General features: G+C 41.8%; 17 protein-coding genes. 16 read left to right on the plus strand and 1 reads right to left on the minus strand.

What is annotated here, in order from left to right:
• The first annotated feature begins 1,116 nt into the window (after window positions 1-1,116).
• Window positions 1,117-1,605 (plus strand): hypothetical protein, encoded by a 489-nt coding sequence (locus tag ACHABW_RS23505; protein WP_435759146.1) that lies wholly within the window; start codon window positions 1,117-1,119, stop codon window positions 1,603-1,605.
• A 425-nt stretch (window positions 1,606-2,030) separates the two neighbouring features.
• Here ACHABW_RS23505 and ACHABW_RS23510 read toward each other — a convergent pair whose 3' ends face one another.
• Window positions 2,031-3,359, minus strand: a complete 1,329-nt coding sequence (locus ACHABW_RS23510; RefSeq protein WP_435759148.1) for an FAD-dependent oxidoreductase — start codon at window positions 3,357-3,359, stop codon at window positions 2,031-2,033.
• 360 nt (window positions 3,360-3,719) lie between these two features.
• On the opposite strand from ACHABW_RS23510, the gene prfA reads away from it, so the two are divergent.
• From prfA to upp, 15 genes are all read left to right on the plus strand, one after another.
• Entirely contained in the window at window positions 3,720-4,793 is a 1,074-nt protein-coding gene (gene prfA, locus ACHABW_RS23515) for a peptide chain release factor 1 (protein ID WP_110938327.1), read from the plus strand.
• On the plus strand, window positions 4,793-5,662 hold the full coding sequence (gene prmC / locus ACHABW_RS23520; protein ID WP_435759150.1) for a peptide chain release factor N(5)-glutamine methyltransferase: 870 nt from the start codon (window positions 4,793-4,795) through the stop codon (window positions 5,660-5,662). Before prfA ends, prmC begins: the two co-directional genes overlap by 1 nt.
• 155 nt (window positions 5,663-5,817) lie before the next feature.
• Window positions 5,818-5,970, plus strand: a complete 153-nt coding sequence (locus ACHABW_RS23525; RefSeq protein ID WP_435759152.1) for a hypothetical protein — start codon at window positions 5,818-5,820, stop codon at window positions 5,968-5,970.
• 14 nt (window positions 5,971-5,984) lie between these two features.
• Window positions 5,985-6,230: a hypothetical protein gene (locus ACHABW_RS23530; RefSeq protein WP_435759154.1), complete on the plus strand. Its 246-nt coding sequence runs from the start codon at window positions 5,985-5,987 to the stop codon at window positions 6,228-6,230.
• Window positions 6,231-6,442: 212 nt separating this feature from the next.
• Window positions 6,443-7,705 (plus strand): FAD-binding protein, encoded by a 1,263-nt coding sequence (locus ACHABW_RS23535; RefSeq protein ID WP_435759156.1) that lies wholly within the window; start codon window positions 6,443-6,445, stop codon window positions 7,703-7,705.
• Window positions 7,706-7,953: 248 nt separating this feature from the next.
• Window positions 7,954-8,634: a stage II sporulation protein R gene (gene spoIIR, locus ACHABW_RS23540; RefSeq protein WP_435759158.1), complete on the plus strand. Its 681-nt coding sequence runs from the start codon at window positions 7,954-7,956 to the stop codon at window positions 8,632-8,634.
• A 192-nt stretch (window positions 8,635-8,826) separates the two neighbouring features.
• Window positions 8,827-9,279 carry a GNAT family N-acetyltransferase gene (locus ACHABW_RS23545; protein WP_435759160.1) on the plus strand — a complete coding sequence of 151 codons (453 nt, stop codon included), beginning with the start codon at window positions 8,827-8,829 and terminating at the stop codon, window positions 9,277-9,279.
• A 357-nt stretch (window positions 9,280-9,636) separates the two neighbouring features.
• Complete coding sequence (locus ACHABW_RS23550; protein ID WP_435759162.1) at window positions 9,637-10,677, plus strand: L-threonylcarbamoyladenylate synthase; 1,041 nt, start codon at window positions 9,637-9,639, stop codon at window positions 10,675-10,677.
• Window positions 10,678-10,740: 63 nt separating this feature from the next.
• Window positions 10,741-11,289 carry a manganese efflux pump MntP gene (locus ACHABW_RS23555; RefSeq protein ID WP_110938333.1) on the plus strand — a complete coding sequence of 183 codons (549 nt, stop codon included), beginning with the start codon at window positions 10,741-10,743 and terminating at the stop codon, window positions 11,287-11,289.
• 313 nt (window positions 11,290-11,602) lie between these two features.
• Window positions 11,603-12,265: a low molecular weight protein arginine phosphatase gene (locus tag ACHABW_RS23560; protein ID WP_435759165.1), complete on the plus strand. Its 663-nt coding sequence runs from the start codon at window positions 11,603-11,605 to the stop codon at window positions 12,263-12,265.
• A gap of 26 nt (window positions 12,266-12,291) precedes the next feature.
• Window positions 12,292-13,611, plus strand: coding sequence for a methyl-accepting chemotaxis protein (locus tag ACHABW_RS23565; protein ID WP_435759167.1), 1,320 nt, complete (start codon window positions 12,292-12,294; stop codon window positions 13,609-13,611).
• Window positions 13,612-13,634: 23 nt separating this feature from the next.
• Window positions 13,635-14,081 (plus strand): ribose 5-phosphate isomerase B, encoded by a 447-nt coding sequence (gene rpiB, locus ACHABW_RS23570; protein WP_435759169.1) that lies wholly within the window; start codon window positions 13,635-13,637, stop codon window positions 14,079-14,081.
• 68 nt (window positions 14,082-14,149) lie between these two features.
• Complete coding sequence (locus ACHABW_RS23575; protein ID WP_435759171.1) at window positions 14,150-14,692, plus strand: TIGR01440 family protein; 543 nt, start codon at window positions 14,150-14,152, stop codon at window positions 14,690-14,692.
• Between the two features lie 228 nt (window positions 14,693-14,920).
• The gene (glyA, locus tag ACHABW_RS23580) at window positions 14,921-16,189 is read left to right on the plus strand and encodes a serine hydroxymethyltransferase (protein ID WP_435759173.1); all 1,269 of its coding nucleotides are present in this window, start codon (window positions 14,921-14,923) and stop codon (window positions 16,187-16,189) included.
• A gap of 329 nt (window positions 16,190-16,518) precedes the next feature.
• Entirely contained in the window at window positions 16,519-17,148 is a 630-nt protein-coding gene (gene upp, locus ACHABW_RS23585; RefSeq protein ID WP_435759175.1) for a uracil phosphoribosyltransferase, read from the plus strand.
• Window positions 17,149-17,225: the final 77 nt, after the last annotated feature.

Here is a 17,225-nt window from a genome sequence, read left to right on the forward strand (position 1 = left end):
ATGGTGGACTTTTTTGTTTAGATAGAGAAACTTGTAGTGGCGAAATAGAACGACTTCAGCAGGAAAAGTAATAACTGAACACCTCGCAGGAACAAGAAGATTTACTCCGGTTGGCTAAAGCTCACGCTGTATATAATAAAAGAAAGTCAACGTAGACAGACTTTCTAAAAGGTTATTGGTTATTTGCTTATGGAAACTCCCTTTTATAAAAATTGTTGTTTGGGATAAGAGAGTTTAGAGGTTGAAAAAGGTGTAGGTTCTCCTGCAGTTACTCGTCGCAGAAAACATTGCTACCGGCGTAGCACCTACAAAAGTAGGGGGTTGAAAACGAGAGCATAGGCGAGAATAAGGGAGTTAAGAAGTTGAAAAAAGAGGTAGGTGCTACCGCAGTAGCACCTACAAAAGTAGCACGTCGAAAACGAGAGCATAGGCGAGAATAAGGGAGTTAAGAAGTCGAAAAAAGGTGTAGGTGCTACCGGCGTAGCACCTACAAAAGTAGCACGTCGAAAACGAGAGCATAGGCGAGAATAAGGGAGTTAAGAAGTCGAAAAAAGGTGTAGGTGCTACCGTTGTAGCACCTACAAAAGTAGCACGTCGAAAATGAGAGCATAAGCGAGGATAAGGGAGATTAGAAGTCGAAAAAAGAAGTAGGTGCTACCGTCGTAGCACCTACAAAAGTAGCACGTCGAAAATGAGAGCATAAGCGAGGAAAAGGGAGTTTAAAATCCGAAAAAAAGGTAGGTGCTACCGTCGTAGCACCTACAAAAGTAGCATGTTGAAAACGAGAGTATAGGCGAGGATAAGGGAGTTAAGAAGTCGAAAAAAGGTGTAGGTGCTACCGGCGTAGCACCTACAAAAGTAGCACGTTGAAAACGAAAGAAAAAGCGGAAAAAAACTTTTTCTTATTAGGTAAGAAAGGATAGAGCCGGACAATGTTTTCTAAAAATCGAATTGATGTGCCCTCCTTAAAATTAGAGCTTGTTGTTTTCCTTCAAAGCACCTTTGTGAGAAGCAAAACAACAAAAATTCATAGACCATAGGTAATTGTTTAAACCTCTTCGAGAAAAAGTATAGAAACCATCTGCTGCGGAAAACCTAGCTACAAGAGGTGATCCTATGAAAGCTACCAAACAAATAATTTTTCTTTTGCTTACTTCTTTAGTGGTTATTACTGGATGTAACACAAATGAACCACAAGTAAACGAAGAGGGAACTGCCCAAGCTCAACAAACTGCAAAAAAAGATTGGGCAGAAAGCCTTTTGGGGCCTGGACCAGTCAATTATGGAGAAATTCATGATCAAAGCCATAGCTATAATCCCAGAACGGAATCCAATGTTACAGGAACAAGCTATCGTTCACTGGATGCTCCCCGTCAGACAGAAGGCGATGATCAAGAGATGATTGAAAACGTAGTATATGCAATTCCAAAGGTCACACCCGGGATGGTTATTCTAACGGGGGCAAATGCTTGGGTGAATATTCAAATCGAGGGAGAACCAAGCCAGGAAGAAGAAGACAAAGTGATTGAAGACGTGGAAAAACAGCTAAAACAAGCTAATCCAAGATACCGGTATGACATTGTCGTCAATCATTTCATGGAGTAAAAAAGAAAACTTTTGTTTTATTTATAAAAATGATCGCAAGCATTCTCTAGCTCTGTGCTTTCTTACATGGATAGGGTAATTATAAACTTTATCAGTGGCCACACCACTCCTCCACAGGGATACTCTTCGGATTCAGGGACCTCTGGTTCGAAGTAAAATATTAGTAAAGCCAAAAAGAAAAAAGACCAATTTCAAGTCGACGATTCATGATTCTTCGTCCTTGGAATTGGTCTTTTTTTATAATAAAGTATTTGTTTGGTAAGTTTTGTTTACAAGGTAAGAATTTATAAATTAGCAGCTACCTTCACGCCGCACGTATCAGGGGAAACCCACCCTCCTTTCGAGAGCACCTACACCACTACGTAGGTGCAACTCGGGGCGGCGGAAGCTGACTTATTTAACAAAAGACGGCTATGCCGTTTTTCTTACATTCTCCGAGCAGCCTGTTGTAAAGGATCCCACACAGAGTTGTAAGGGGGAGCGTAGCTAAGATCAAGGTTCTCGAGTTCCTCCATCGTCAGCCCACTGAATAAAGCTGTTGCAGCTACATCAATTCGTTTAGCGACACCATGCTTTCCCATCGCCTGAACGCCTATTAGCTTATCCGTCTCGTTATCTTTAAGCATCCGAATATATAACGAGTCTCCACCTGGGTAGTAACCAGCGATCGGATGACTTTCAAAACCAATGACTCCGTAATCAATACCGAGCTCCTTCGCTTCTTCCTCGTTTAATCCCGTTTTTGCTACAGCGTAATCAAAGAACTTCATAATCGAAGTACCGACAATCCCTTGGAACGATTTCGACTGCCCGGCTATATTTAAGCCAGCAGTTCGCCCTTGCTTATTTGCATGTGTTCCTAGAGGAGCATAATCATCCTTCTTTTTTATCCTATTGTATTGCGTAGCACAATCTCCGGCAGCATAGATGTTTTCAACATTTGTTTCCATATGATCATTAACAAATATTGCCCCTGAATCGTGAAACTTGAGCTCGGTATTCGAAACAATGGACGTGTTGGGTTTAATTCCTATTGCGACAATGATCATGTCGGAACGATATTGGCCCTTATCCGTTCGAAGAGATTCCACACGATCTTGGCCTAGAAATGCTTCGACAGATTCACCTAAAACAACTTGAATCCCTTTTTCCTGTGCCTGCTGCTTAATTTTTTCGCTAATCTCGAGGTCAAATCTCTGACCTAGTCGATCAGCGACATCAATGAGACGCACTTTTTTACCTTTAGTCACCAAATTTTCAGCAACCTCAAGACCGATATAGCCACCACCGACAACGGTTACCGTTAAAACATCTTCACCCATGTCTTTCACAATACTTTCCGCATCAGGAATAGTCTTCAGTACATGAATGCCTTCGAGATCATTTCCGTCAACAGGCAGCTGAATCGGCGAAGCTCCGGTCGCAATTAAAAGTTTGTCATAACTCACTTCGAATTTTTTACCGGACTTTGTATCTTTCCCCGTGACTTTTTGTTTATTTGAGTCAATTGCTTCCACATCGTGATAAATGCGTGCATCAATTCCGTACTTTTCAGCGAAAACCTCACGTTCTCGTGCGATTAATTGATCACTGTCTGGAATAACCCCTCCGATAAAATAAGGGAGACCACATTGTGCATAGGAGTAATAGGCGCCTCTTTCCAACACAGTAATATTCCAATCCGGTTGAGTACGCACAATCTGCATTGCAGCACTCATTCCAGCAGCATCACCACCAATTATTACAATATTCATCGATTGACCTCCTAGTAAACGTACATGTATTCATCTATTTACTATTCCACAAAAATCGCTACAAGAAACATACCAAATTGTTGGGAAAAATTCATTTATAACGTTTAGATACGTTGAGGTCATAGAATGAGCAATTCAGCAATCTTTAAGCTTCAATTCTCTTTGGAAATGTGCGACCTTGTAAGAAATATGCGCACTAAGCATATACAGGTGAAAAAAGAATGCGCTTCCACTCCAAAAAGAGCGCAAATAGAAATAACTTGTCTCCATCCACCAAAAAGATTAACCGATTGCTTTTAACGAGAAGAGACCCTATACTATAGAAAGACTATAATGAGTTATTAAAATGAGGTGAAGAATGTGTTTGACCGCCTACAATCAGTAGAAGACCGATATGATCGATTAAATGAATTACTAATGGACCCGGATGTCATTAGTGACAATAACAAATTACGCGAGTATTCCAAAGAGCAATCTGACATACAGGAAACCGTAGAAACTTATCGCGAGTACGAAGCGCTCAAAGCACAACGCGACGAGACGAAAGGTATGCTTCAAGAAACCATGGACGAGGAAATGCGTGAAATGGTCAAAATGGAGCTAGAAGAATTGGAAGATCAATTGCCTGCAATTGAAGAAAAACTACGCGTTCTGCTTATTCCAAAAGACCCGAACGATGACAAAAACGTTATCGTCGAAGTCCGTGGAGCGGCAGGCGGAGATGAAGCAGCCCTTTTTGCAGGAGATCTCTTCCGCATGTATTCCCGTTATGCTGAAATGCAAGGCTGGAAAGCGGAAGTTATCGAATCCAACCCGACCGGTCTCGGAGGTTATAAAGAAGTAATCTTTATGATCAACGGAAAAGGTGCTTACTCCCGCATGAAATATGAGAACGGCGCCCACCGAGTGCAGCGGATACCATCCACAGAATCCGGCGGACGTATTCATACATCCACAGCAACCGTGGCTGTACTTGCAGAAGCAGAAGAACTAGAAGTGAATATACATGACAAAGACATTCGTGTAGATACGTTCACATCCAGTGGACCAGGTGGACAAAGTGTAAACACCACCATGTCAGCTGTTCGATTGACGCACGTTCCAACAAACACAGTAGTTTCCTGTCAGGATGAAAAATCACAAATTAAAAATAAAGAAAAAGCTATGAAAGTTCTGCGTGCCCGAATTTATGACAAGTTTCAAAAAGAAGCACAAGCAGAATACGACGAGCACCGAAAATCAGCAGTTGGAACTGGAGATCGCTCCGAGCGAATCCGTACCTACAACTTTCCGCAAAGCCGAGTAACCGACCACCGTATCGGCCTCACGCTCCAGAAGCTCGACCAAATTCTCGAAGGAAAAATCGACGAAATCATCGACGCTCTCATCGTAGAAGAACAATCAAGCCTCATGGAAAACTCGGAAAAACGATAATGACAACCAAAGTATACGAAGCCCTCAACTGGGCTTCTTCTTTTTTAGAAGAACATCATTACGAAGCACAAATCGCACACATACTCTTGCAACACCACACAGGCTGGAATCGAACCAAGTTGCTTACCGAGGTCCAAGCCCAACTCGACACAAAAACAATCGAGAAATTCACAGCAGATGTTCACCAGGCAGCAGCAGGCAAACCCGTCCAACACATCACAGGCAACGAAACCTTCTATGGCCGAAGTTACATCGTCAATCAACACGTTCTAATACCCCGGCCAGAAACCGAAGAACTCGTCGAGAAAATACTCGAAACGATCCCAACATTCTTCGGGGAAACAGAAGCTGCGAACCTGACAATCGTGGACGTCGGAACCGGAAGTGGCATCATCGCCACCTCCTTGAAGCTGGAACACCCTCAATCGCGCGTTCTGGCATCGGATATATCCTTCGAAGCCCTCGCTGTCGCGAAAAAGAATGCATCCGAACTGGGGGCAAAATTAGACTTCTTCGAGGGAGACCTTTTACAGCCCCTTATTGAAGCTGGAGAACAGGCTTCGATTATCGTGTCCAATCCCCCCTATATACCAGAGGGGGACCGAGACTCTATGAAAGAGAACGTCAAAGATCACGAACCAGAAGGAGCCCTTTTCGCCGGAAAAGATGGACTAACAATTTATCGTCGTCTCATAAAACAGTTGCCAGCCGTTCTGAAAACACCCGGTATGATTGCTTTTGAAATTGGCCACGGCCAAGGAGAAGACGTCAAGAAATTATTATCCACAGAATATCCACAAGCACAAATTGATGTCATTAATGATATCAATAAGAAACAGCGCATTGTCTTGGCCAAAACGCGAACCTAGTAACGAAAACGTAATGGAGACTTTTTTTAAAAGATTCTGTTTTGGGTATCAAAAAATTAAGCAGTAGTTTGAAAAAGGGCGTTATTTACTAATTAATCCATTTGTAATGAACACATAAAAAAGCATCTGATTTCGATTAGGTGCTTTTTAGTCATATGGTTTTTCAAATAGAGGTAATATTTTCATCAGCGTTCTTTTTTGATAAAATTAAAGAAGCAGATATTTCGTTAGAAGCGCCAAAACCTTTTGCCAGGCAAAATAAAATCGGAAGAAATGATCCAGAAGAACGGAACCCAAAAAAGAAGTAAAAGGAATTAGAGCAATGGAAAATGACGAAACCTTCGCTTACATCGCTGGATACACAGATGGTGGTGCTGCTTTCGGGACAACGTGGGAGGAAGCAGAAGAAATATCTATTAATGATATATTAGATAGTAGTCCAAAAGATAAGAACATGACAATTATTTATGGAAACGAATTTATAGAGGAGTACTTTGAGGAATTACTTTCTTATGAAAAAAGAAACTACTCTCACTCTTTGAAAATTTCCTTATTTCACAGAGGTTGAAAAGGTTATCGCAATTTAACCTAATCCTTCCTATAGAAACACTGGTTTTATTTAAAAATGGATAGCATCAGATAGCTTGATATAGTACATTTATTAGAGAGATGTAATAATTATTTTTGTTTTAACTGCAAAATCCTTCAATAAATGCATGAACTTTCGCCAGGATTGTTATGACATAGAAGGATATCTTGTGTTATGAAGGAGACCTAAGAATGAAAGAGCAGCGAAATTGGGCAGGTAATTATAAATACAGTGCAGATGAGCTACATATCCCGGAAAACATAGAACAAATACAACAATTGGTGACTCGCTGCAATAGTATGAGGGTACTTGGTACACGACACTCGTTTAATGGAATTGCTGATCACACGGAGAACCTAATCTCACTTGAAAACTTCAACCAAGTGTTGGGATTAGACTCTGAGCGTCGAACGGTTACCGTCGAAGCTGGAATTAAATACAGTGATCTTTGCAGGTATCTTCACCGAAAAGGATACGCACTTGAAAATATGGCTTCACTGCCGCACATTTCAGTTGCTGGTGCTTGTGCAACGGCAACACATGGTTCGGGTGATCAGAATAGAGGACTGGCCACATCCGTAAGTGCCATGGAAATCGTTAGTTCCGATGGAGATGTTATAGAATTCTCGAGGGAACGATCTGAAGAACAAATGAATGGCGCGGTTGTTGGACTCGGCGGAGTAGGGGTGGTAACTATCCTGACACTTGATGTGGTTCCGTCCTATAATATTAGACAGGACGTTTATGAAAATTTAGCTCTGTCTCGTCTTAAAAATCATTTTGATGATATTTTCTCAAGCGCCTATAGTGTTAGTCTATTCACTGACTGGAAAGACGAGACATTTAACCAAGTTTGGCTTAAAAGTCTCTCAACAGAGCAAACCACATTTGAATTAGGACCTGAGTTTTTTGGTGCGAAGGCAGCATCAAAGAATTTGCACCCTGTACCAGGCGGCTCCGGTACGGAGAATTGCACAGAACAGATGGGTATTTCAGGACCATGGCTTGAACGATTATCGCACTTCCGCATGGACTTCACACCAAGTCACGGAAAAGAGCTGCAAAGTGAATACATCGTGCCCCGTGAACACGCATATGATGCGTTATGTGCAATCAGTCAAATTCGTGAGCAAATTGCTCCACTTCTTTTCATATCTGAGACTCGCACTATTGCTCAGGATGATTTGTGGATGAGCCCATGTTACAAACAAGAATCAGTGGCATTCCACTTTACGTGGAAAGATGACTGGAAATCGGTCCAGAAAGTGTTGCCGAAAATCGAAGAGCAACTTGCACCATTCCTTGCGCGACCTCATTGGGGGAAACTGTTTACGATGCCTTCCACTCGAGTGCAATCTCTCTATGAGAAGTTACCAGATTTTCAACAGTTGCTTCAACACTATGATCCTAAAGAGAAATTCCGAAACAAGTACCTGAACACATATATCTTCTAGTGATCAGAAATGTAAGAATTTATAAAACTGGCAGCTACCTTCACACCGCGCGTATCAAGGGAACCCACCCTCCTTTCGAGTAGCACCTACACGCACTACGTAGGTGCTACTCGGGGCGGTGGAAGCTGACGCTGCATTTAATAAAAGGCGGCAATGCCGCTTTTATTATTGTCTAACTTTGTCATACGAATCTATGTTTAGCTCTTCCTTCTCCCGACAAGACTGAGGGACAGAAGGGGGAATTGAAAATGAACAAGTTTCTTAATAACAAGCAAATGACGAGATTGCCATTATATATCTTTTTTATTATAACGATCCTTATCTTATCCTGGGAAGGACACTTCTTTTATCCACAGTATGCCGGCGCTTCTCCTTACGCAAATGCAGATATGCTTTACGGAAATCAGGCTAGCGAAGATTTTATTCCACAGGAATCGATTCGACTGCGCATCAAAGCAAATAGTAATTCACCTGTCGATCAAGAATTAAAACTCAATGTCAGAGATAAAGTAAGTGTAGAAATATCCAAATGGACTGCGTCACTAGATGATCTTAGCCAGGCTCGTACTGTTATTGAATCCAAAATACCGGAAATAGAAGCAGTTATCGCGGAAGAAATCCAAGCAATTGGTAGCACTAGTTCCTTTCGGGTATCATTAAAAAACGTAGAGTTTCCAACAAAACAGTATGGCAATAGACTTTATCCTGAAGGAGAGTACGAAGCAGTATTTATTGAAATCGGGAAAGGATCTGGGGATAACTGGTGGTGTGTTCTTTTTCCACCGCTATGTTTTGTAGATGCATCCACAGACGAACCTGCAGAAACCGATGCTTCTGACAGTGATAGTGATGGTGACCAAGAGGAAGAAGTAGAAGTATCTTTCTTTATTGTAGATGTTGTTCAAAGCTTATGGTCAAAAATCAGTTAACTTATCCACAACTTATTCACAATTGTGTGAAAACTAGAATAACTTGTGGACAAAGAATAACTTTTTACACCAAAAATAAAATGTAATCTAAGATATTAGTAAAATACCAATTTTTATTGTCATAATTCTCATTCTGCTGAATATTCTTTAATACAAGCTCTCTTTAGACTTGAGCAGAAAGGGGATTAACGTATGGCTGTAATTATTCGGGAAGCAAAGGAAGTCGATGTGTTACCCATTCAGCACTTTATCGCTAAGGCCGGTTTTCAAACAAATGAGACAAATACAAATTGGGAATTATTCCACTTGGCGATAAACGATAATGAAAATATTGTAGCATGTGTGGCATTGGAGCCAATTACAGAAAAAGATACGATGATTCGAACGTTGATACTTGATTCAAATGAAGTGAACGGAAGCTTTCTATTACGAATGCTGGAAACAGCTTTCCAATTAGCGACGAAACAAGGTGCAGACACGGTTTATCTAGTGGCAGCACATGCAGACGAAGTATTACTCTCATTAGGCTTCCAAAAAGTAGACCCTTCTGAAATACCAAAGGAAATTCAAGAGCTACCTAACGTACCAGATCATACATTATCACCATTAACAATTTTTAGAAAGTCTGTAATTGTGGATAACTAATGAGTTTTACACAACTCTCCACAGGATTATGCACAGGAAAACAAAGGTTATCCACATAATTTGTGGATAACCTTTGTTTTATTTGGTAGATTGCTCCTAAAATTGGTCGAGTTACGCATTTAGAAGTGAAAGTAACGCATAAGGGAATCGAAAAAGCTCAATGTTGTGGAAAAACGCATTTACCGCTAAAAATAGCGCATTTCTCCTCTCTGTCAGTCCATAACTTCACCCAACATGTGTATTTCCAGCAAAACTCCCACATTATTTTGTAAATCAAAATCTTAATAGGAACCCTCTCTACTTATTGACATTGGAGGAAATGCAGATCACAATAAATATCAGCAAGGAGGACAAGAAATGACTTATCAACAGACAAAACAGTGGATTGTGGATAACTATCCGAATGATACGCAAATACAAGAAGTAGCCGAATACATAAAAAACAATCAGGTTGTTGCTTTTCCGACAGAAACGGTCTACGGACTAGGTGGTAATGCCCGGTCAGATCAGGCAATTGACAAGATTTTTCAAGCGAAGGGAAGACCTTCAGATAATCCTTTGATAGTGCACATATCATCAAAGAGTCAACTCGCGGAATATGTGGAAAACATTACGGACAATGCTAAACAACTAATTGAAGCTTTTTGGCCAGGGCCTCTAACAATCGTTCTTCCACACAACGGGAAACTATCACCGAAAGTCACGGCAGGTTTATCCACAGTGGCGGTGAGGATGCCGGATCACCCAGTGGCATTAGCAATAATTGAAGCTGCGGGATTGCCAATTGCGGCACCTAGTGCAAATCGATCAGGACGACCAAGTCCGACTACGGCAGCTCACGTCACACAAGACTTGGACGGTAAAATAGCTGGAGTTGTCGATGGCGGAGCTACGGGAGTAGGGGTGGAATCCACGGTGGTAGATTGTACATCAGAAAAGGTGATGATCCTTCGCCCGGGTGGAATAACGAAAGAAGAATTAGAACAAGTTGTCGGTGAAGTCCTCCAGGATCCTGCGCTCACAGAGGAAGAAGAAGCTCCGAAGTCGCCGGGGATGAAATATACCCATTATGCACCGAGTGCACCTTTAATTTTGGTGGATGGGGATATTAATTTTTTACGAAAAAATGTGTTAGCATCCAAGCAAGAAGGGAAGAGGGTAGGTACACTCCTAACACAGGAACATCAAGGCTTGAGTGAAGCCGACAAAGAGGTGATCATCGGTTCAAAAGAATATTTGCCAGAGGTGGCGCGAGCATTGTATGAAGCGCTGCGAGGCTTTGAGGCAAACGAAGTAGATATTATTTATTCAGAGGTCTTTCCTGAAACAGACCTCGGAAGTGCCATTATGAACCGCCTAAGAAAAGCTGCAGGAGGAAAGATTCTTCAGCAAAAATAAGTTTTCATACTAATCTCCCTCGGACACGCATAAATTGATATAGCTAGTCCGAGGGGGGATATAATGGTCGCGGAATTTATCACAATTGGAATCATGGCGCTGGCACTAAGTCTGGATGCATTTTCCTTATCGCTTGGATTAGGAATGGCGGGATTAAGGTACCGGCGAATATTCATCATAGGTTCTTTGATTGGCCTTTTTCATATGTTGATGCCACTTGGAGGCATTATTATAGGGCAGGCACTTTCTCACTATTTAGGTCCGCTAACCTACTTCATTGGCGGGAGTGGCCTCATCTTTTTAGGGATTCAAATGTTGGCATCTTCATTTAAGTACGGCGCAGATTCCTTACTTGCCCCTAAAGGAATAGGCCTCTTTATTTTTGCGATAAGTGTAAGTGTGGATAGTTTTTCGGCTGGGTTAAGCTTAGGCATGGTAGGTGCAAAAACATGGCTCACTGTTATAAGCTTTGGCGTTATTAGTGCGATTCTAACCTGGATTGGTTTACTCGTAGGTAAAAAAGCTGGCGGCTGGGTTGGGAAGAACAGTGAAGGAGTCGGGGGAATTATACTCATCCTTTTTGGAGTGAAAATGATTATGGGTGCAGTATAAGAAAAACGGCATAGCCGTCTTTTATTAAATACAGCGTCAGCTTCCACCGCCCCCGAGTAGCACCTACGAAGTGTGTGTAGGTGCTACTCGAAAGGACATGGGTTTCCCTTGATACGGGCGGTGTGAAGGTAGCTGCCAGTTTTATAAACTCTTATCTCTTAATAAAATATGTTAAAATATAGTAGGATGTTGGTCCTGTTCTTTAAGAAGGTATTCGGATAATGAAAGCATCCTATCAAGGATTTTATGATTAAAAATATAGGAGACTATTTCGAACGGAACAACCAAACCATAGAGAAAGAAGTGAATATTCATGGAAAGAGTATTATTTGTATGCACAGGAAATACGTGCCGCAGTCCAATGGCTGAGGCGATATTTGAGCATAAAAAAACATCAGAAGGGCTGCAGGCTAAATCAGCAGGTATTCATGCTGCGGAAGGTTTACCGATTTCAGAAGGATCGAAAGCAGCTATTGCAAAAAGAGGGATTCTTGAAAGTCATCAATCAAAGTCACTTTCCCCGGAATTATTTAATTGGGCTGAGATCGTTTTAACGATGACAGGAAACCAAAAGAGAGCCATCATTCAGCAGTATCCAGGTAAGGCTTCTCAAATTTTTTCTTTAAAGGAATATGTCCTGGAAGATCCGGAATTACAGAAGAAACTGGAAGATCACAGACAGCATGTTTCTGAAATTGATAGAAAAAGATCGGAATTTCTTCAGGAAAATCAGGATAAAGTCGATAAATATAATGAGAAAAAAGAAATCTCTAATCAAAAACAACTTGAAGAAGAATTATTGGAGCTTCTTTTGCCTCACCAAGCAGCGATTGATCGTCTTGAATGGGACTTACCATCGTTTGATATTAGTGATCCATTTGGAGCGGATCATGAAGTCTATGAAGACACGTACAAAGAATTAGAAGAGGCAATTGAAAAGTTACTTGAAAAAATGGAAAGCGGCGACAACCTTTAAAACAACACGAGTGAGGGGACTGTAAAATGGGGACAGTAGTGGGGAATGATCAGGGGGGGAAACATTCTTACCGGTTTGGGTTACGTAAAAAAATGGTGATTGGCATCTGTTCAGTGGCGGCGATAACTTATATAACGAGCGCATTTTTTATTTTTTTCTTAAGTGAATACATAGGGGGAACCTTAGGCTTAAATGCCGATGCATTCTTAATTGCAACGTTTGTAATGGGGATCATTTGGTGTGGCATTCTAGGTTTTTTCGGAGCAGGAATGATTACAAAACCACTGAGAAATTTAGAATTGGCTGCTAGAAAAGTTGCAGATGGAGATATCCGTGAAAATGTCGAGCTGCCAAAAGCAGATGATGAATTGCGTGAATTGGCAAGCGCCTTTAATAATATGGTGGAGAACTTGAGAAGCATGGTTACCGATGTAGACACTAATTTTCAACAAACAAATGAAAAAGTGGTTCATATCAAAGATGCTTCCGACGCAGCCGCAACACAGGCAAGAAGTATCAGTAGAACTGTGGAGGAAATTTCAGCCGGCGCAGAAGGCTCAGCGACAGCCATTCAAAAAACAGCGGAGAGTATGGAAGATGTGAGGACGATTGCTACTCAAGTACAATCACATGCCACTAGTTCGGACAAGCTTTCCAAGGAGATGGTTGCTCAGCTGAAAGAGAGCAACGGGGTTATTCAGTCATTAATAGACGGGATTCAACAGGTGGCAACGGAAAACCAATCATCTTTAGTGACTGTCCAACGTTTGGAAACAAACGCGAAAGAAGTCGGAGAAATTATTTCTCTTGTCGGAGATATTGCCGAGCAAACAAACTTATTGGCGCTCAACGCTTCAATTGAGGCGGCACGAGCTGGTGAGCAAGGAAAAGGTTTTGCTGTGGTGGCTGATGAAGTTCGTAAGCTGGCCGATGAGAGTGCCACTGCTGTTCAAGGTATTTCCGAATTGATCCGTAATATTCAAATGGAAGTTCGCAATGTAGTGACACAAATCACGGATCAAGTGAGTGCTGCTAATAAAGAGGCGGATAAAGGAACGCAAACGAGTGAAGCAATTGACAGCATGTCTGACTCTGTGACAGAAGTTGCCGAAGCGATTCAAGAAATCCTTCAGTTAGTAGACCGGCAAGTTGCCAATGTCGAATTGACTTCCCGAGAGTCCCAGGATGTAGCCGCAATTGCGGAAGAAACATCTGCAGGAGCCACGGAAGTTACCTCGTCTGCCCAGGAACAAACGGTAGTCATCGAAGAAATTGCCGCATCGGCAGAGGTATTATTAGAGCAAGCGAATCATTTGAAAAAAACAATTAGTCATTTTACTGTATAAGAAAAAATAGGAGGTAAGGCAGTATGATCATATCAATAGGAGCAGATCACGCAGGTTTTGCACTAAAAGAAGATATCGTTAATGTGGTAAAGGAATTAGGACATGAAGTGAAAGACGTCGGCTGCAATTGTGCAGATTCTGTGGACTACGCGGATTACGGCATTCCCGTTGCGGAAATGGTCGCAAATGGCGAAGCAGACAGAGGAATTGTCATCTGCGGAACGGGAATTGGTATGTCCATATCTGCGAATAAAGTCAAAGGCATTCGTTGTGCACTCGTCCATGATCTATTCTCGGCAAAAGCAACGAGAGAGCACAATGATACAAATGTTTTAGCAATGGGGGAACGAGTGATTGGACCTGGACTTGCACAGGAAATCACAAAAGTTTGGCTCTCAACAGATTTTGAAGGCGGCCGTCACGCGCGCAGAATCGGGAAAATTACCGACTACGAAACAACAAGCGATTAATACCTACTAAGTAGCACCTCTTCTATCCCAGACAAGAGGTGCTACTGCTATAGAAAGGAGAAACCGAGATGAAAGAAAGTATTGCACCTGCTTTAACAAAAGCACTATCAGACCTGCAAGATGTTGCACAACTGACTAAAGAAGATGTGTTGATTGTTGGCACGAGTACAAGTGAAGTGATTGGGAAACATATAGGAAGTTCAGGAACGACCGAAGTTGCTCAAGAATTATGGGAGGGATTACAAGCTTTTCAGGATAAAACTGGAGTTCAACTCGCTTTTCAATGCTGTGAGCATTTAAATCGTGCCATTTTAATCGAAAAAACAACCGCCAAAGAGCTTAGATTAGACCCGGTAGCCGCTATTCCTGTCGCAACAGCCGGCGGATCAATGGCAGCTTATGTATATGGAAAACTAAAGAATCCTGTCATGGTAGAAGAGATTCAAGCGGACGCGGGTATTGATATTGGAGATACTTTTATAGGCATGCACTTAAAGAAAGTAGCCGTTCCGGTTCGTTCAACCGTCTCTGAAATTGGAGAGGCGCATGTGACATTAGCACGAACGAGACCAAAACTCATCGGAGGCGAACGCGCCGTTTATACGGTATAGAAGGAAAAATGCATAAGGGTAAAGTTGAGATGCAAGGTAGATCACGCATAAAAATGATAATTCTGAATAAATAACTTGCTTAAAAGCGTTTTCATTCGTCTGACAAGTCGAAATACCTTTTACAAGCTTCAAATAACAGTATAAAATAGAGCGGAGAAAACAAATAACCACGTGTATAGATAGATTTGAAAAGATCTGCGTGAAGAAAGTTCAAGGAGGATGTAATAAATGACAACGGTAGACAAGCGTGATTTAGCACATGTACGGAAACAGGATGCAGAGGTTTTTACAGCAATGAATGACGAGCTTCATCGACAGCGTGACAATATTGAATTGATCGCATCTGAAAATTTTGTTTCAAAAGCTGTAATGGAAGCGCAAGGCTCAGTATTAACGAATAAATATGCAGAAGGTTACCCGAACAAAAGATACTACGGTGGCTGTGAACATGTGGATGTTGTAGAAGATATCGCGCGCAATCGTGCAAAAGAAATCTTTGGCGCAGAGCATGTAAACGTACAACCTCACTCTGGTGCGCAAGCGAATATGGCCGTTTATTTTGCTTTCCTCGAGCAAGGCGACACTGTTCTTGGAATGAACTTATCTCATGGTGGTCATTTAACCCACGGAAGTCCCGTAAACTTCAGTGGAAAACAATACAACTTCGTCGAATACGGTGTTGATAAAGACACAAGTATTCTTGATTATGACGATGTTCGTGCAAAAGCATTAAAGCATAAACCAAAAATGATCGTTGCTGGAGCAAGTGCTTACCCAAGAGAAATTGACTTTGCTAAATTCCGTGAAATTGCAGATGAAGTCGGCGCTTATCTCATGGTAGACATGGCACATATCGCAGGACTCGTTGCAACGGGTGATCATCCAAGCCCCGTGCCATTCTCTGATTTCGTAACAACAACAACGCATAAAACACTTCGCGGACCTCGTGGAGGAATGATTTTATGTAAAGAGGAGTATGGCAAAAAGATCGATAAAGCGATTTTCCCAGGTCTTCAAGGCGGACCACTTATGCACGTGATCGCGGCTAAAGCAGTATCATTTGGTGAAGTGTTAACAGAAGAATTTTCAGCGTATTCAAAACAAGTCAAATTAAACGCCAAAGCACTAGCTGCCTCTCTTCAGGAGAACGGCATCGATATCGTTTCTGGCGGAACGGATAACCACATTGTATTACTTGATTTGAGAGGATTATCTCTTACAGGAAAAATCGCAGAAGAAACGCTGGACAAAGTTGGGATTACTACGAACAAAAATACAATTCCATTTGATCCGGAAAGCCCGTTTGTAACAAGTGGTCTTCGGACTGGAACGGCTGCTGTAACGTCTCGTGGTTTTAAAGAGGCAGAGCTTAAGGAAATCGGAAAAATCATGGCGACTGTTTTAAAGGCCACTGATGATGAGGAAGTACTCAAAAAAGGTCATGAAGCTGTTCTTAGCCTAACGTCACGCTTCCCAATGTACGAAGACGAAGAATAGATTTTTATATGGTCATTCAGCAGGCGAGAGCCAAGTGAATGGCACTAACCGTCTTCGATAGGGGCGCTCAAATGTCCGAATCAATTTGAGCGGTATCAACGAGTTACAATATTATAAATGCACTTAACCAGTAGCACCTACATCCCCACAGTAGGTGCTACTGTTATGGAGGTCACTTTGCTACTGTTATGAAAGGCCCTCACAAACATTTGAATAGTTAGAATTGTTCATTACCTTTTCTACTTGCTTAGAGGCTGTGGTTTGTGTAAAATTCCTTAAGAGTAAACAGTTATATTACATAAATGAAATTTGATAAAGGAGCGATTTTTATGGGGAAAGTATATGTGTTTGATCACCCTCTTATTCAGCATAAATTAACGTATATTCGCAACAAAAACACTGGGACGAAAGAGTTTCGTGAGCTGACGAATGAAATTGCCGGACTTATGGCTTTTGAAATTACTCGCCATCTTCCATTGCGGGAAGTTGAGGTAGAAACGCCAGTAGCTACTGCGAAGTGTCAAACGATTTCCGGTAAAAAACTAGGAATTATTCCAATTTTACGTGCTGGTCTAGGCATGGTTGATGGGATTATGGGCCTTATTCCAGCTGCAAAAGTAGGACATGTCGGCTTGTACCGTGATCCGGAAACGCTTATGCCGGTTGAATACTATGTGAAACTTCCGAAAGACATTGAGGAACGAGAGCTAATCGTTGTTGACCCAATGCTTGCAACAGGTGGATCCGCAAATGAAGCAATCCGCGTTGTGAAAAAACGCGGGGCAAAAAACATTAAATTAATGTGTTTAGTAGCGGCTCCTGAAGGCGTGGATGCAGTCAAAGAAGCTCATCCGGATGTGGACATTTACTTAGCAGCATTAGATGAAAAGTTGAATGATAAAGGCTATATCGTACCAGGTCTTGGCGACGCAGGTGACCGCCTTTTCGGTACAAAATAAAAAACCTTAAAAAAACACTCGCATCTGCGAGTGTTTTTTTATTTCTGTATGCTTCCAAATAATGGGGGGTCTAATGG

Source organism: Salipaludibacillus sp. CF4.18 (assembly GCF_051262595.1).
GTDB lineage: Bacteria > Bacillota > Bacilli > Bacillales > Salisediminibacteriaceae > Salipaludibacillus > Salipaludibacillus neizhouensis.

Coding starts and splice junctions, on each gene's coding strand:
- ACHABW_RS23565 (WP_435759167.1), top strand. CDS start 12,292: ATGGGGACAGTAGTGGGGAATGATCAGGGGGGGAAACATTCTTACCGG.
- ACHABW_RS23525 (WP_435759152.1), top strand. CDS start 5,818: ATGGTTTTTCAAATAGAGGTAATATTTTCATCAGCGTTCTTTTTTGAT.
- ACHABW_RS23505 (WP_435759146.1), top strand. CDS start 1,117: ATGAAAGCTACCAAACAAATAATTTTTCTTTTGCTTACTTCTTTAGTG.
- ACHABW_RS23535 (WP_435759156.1), top strand. CDS start 6,443: ATGAAAGAGCAGCGAAATTGGGCAGGTAATTATAAATACAGTGCAGAT.
- spoIIR (WP_435759158.1), top strand. CDS start 7,954: ATGAACAAGTTTCTTAATAACAAGCAAATGACGAGATTGCCATTATAT.
- ACHABW_RS23550 (WP_435759162.1), top strand. CDS start 9,637: ATGACTTATCAACAGACAAAACAGTGGATTGTGGATAACTATCCGAAT.
- upp (WP_435759175.1), top strand. CDS start 16,519: ATGGGGAAAGTATATGTGTTTGATCACCCTCTTATTCAGCATAAATTA.
- ACHABW_RS23510 (WP_435759148.1), bottom strand. CDS start 3,359: ATGAATATTGTAATAATTGGTGGTGATGCTGCTGGAATGAGTGCTGCA.
- ACHABW_RS23575 (WP_435759171.1), top strand. CDS start 14,150: ATGAAAGAAAGTATTGCACCTGCTTTAACAAAAGCACTATCAGACCTG.
- rpiB (WP_435759169.1), top strand. CDS start 13,635: ATGATCATATCAATAGGAGCAGATCACGCAGGTTTTGCACTAAAAGAA.
- ACHABW_RS23545 (WP_435759160.1), top strand. CDS start 8,827: ATGGCTGTAATTATTCGGGAAGCAAAGGAAGTCGATGTGTTACCCATT.
- ACHABW_RS23555 (WP_110938333.1), top strand. CDS start 10,741: ATGGTCGCGGAATTTATCACAATTGGAATCATGGCGCTGGCACTAAGT.
- ACHABW_RS23530 (WP_435759154.1), top strand. CDS start 5,985: ATGGAAAATGACGAAACCTTCGCTTACATCGCTGGATACACAGATGGT.
- ACHABW_RS23560 (WP_435759165.1), top strand. CDS start 11,603: ATGGAAAGAGTATTATTTGTATGCACAGGAAATACGTGCCGCAGTCCA.
- glyA (WP_435759173.1), top strand. CDS start 14,921: ATGACAACGGTAGACAAGCGTGATTTAGCACATGTACGGAAACAGGAT.
- prmC (WP_435759150.1), top strand. CDS start 4,793: ATGACAACCAAAGTATACGAAGCCCTCAACTGGGCTTCTTCTTTTTTA.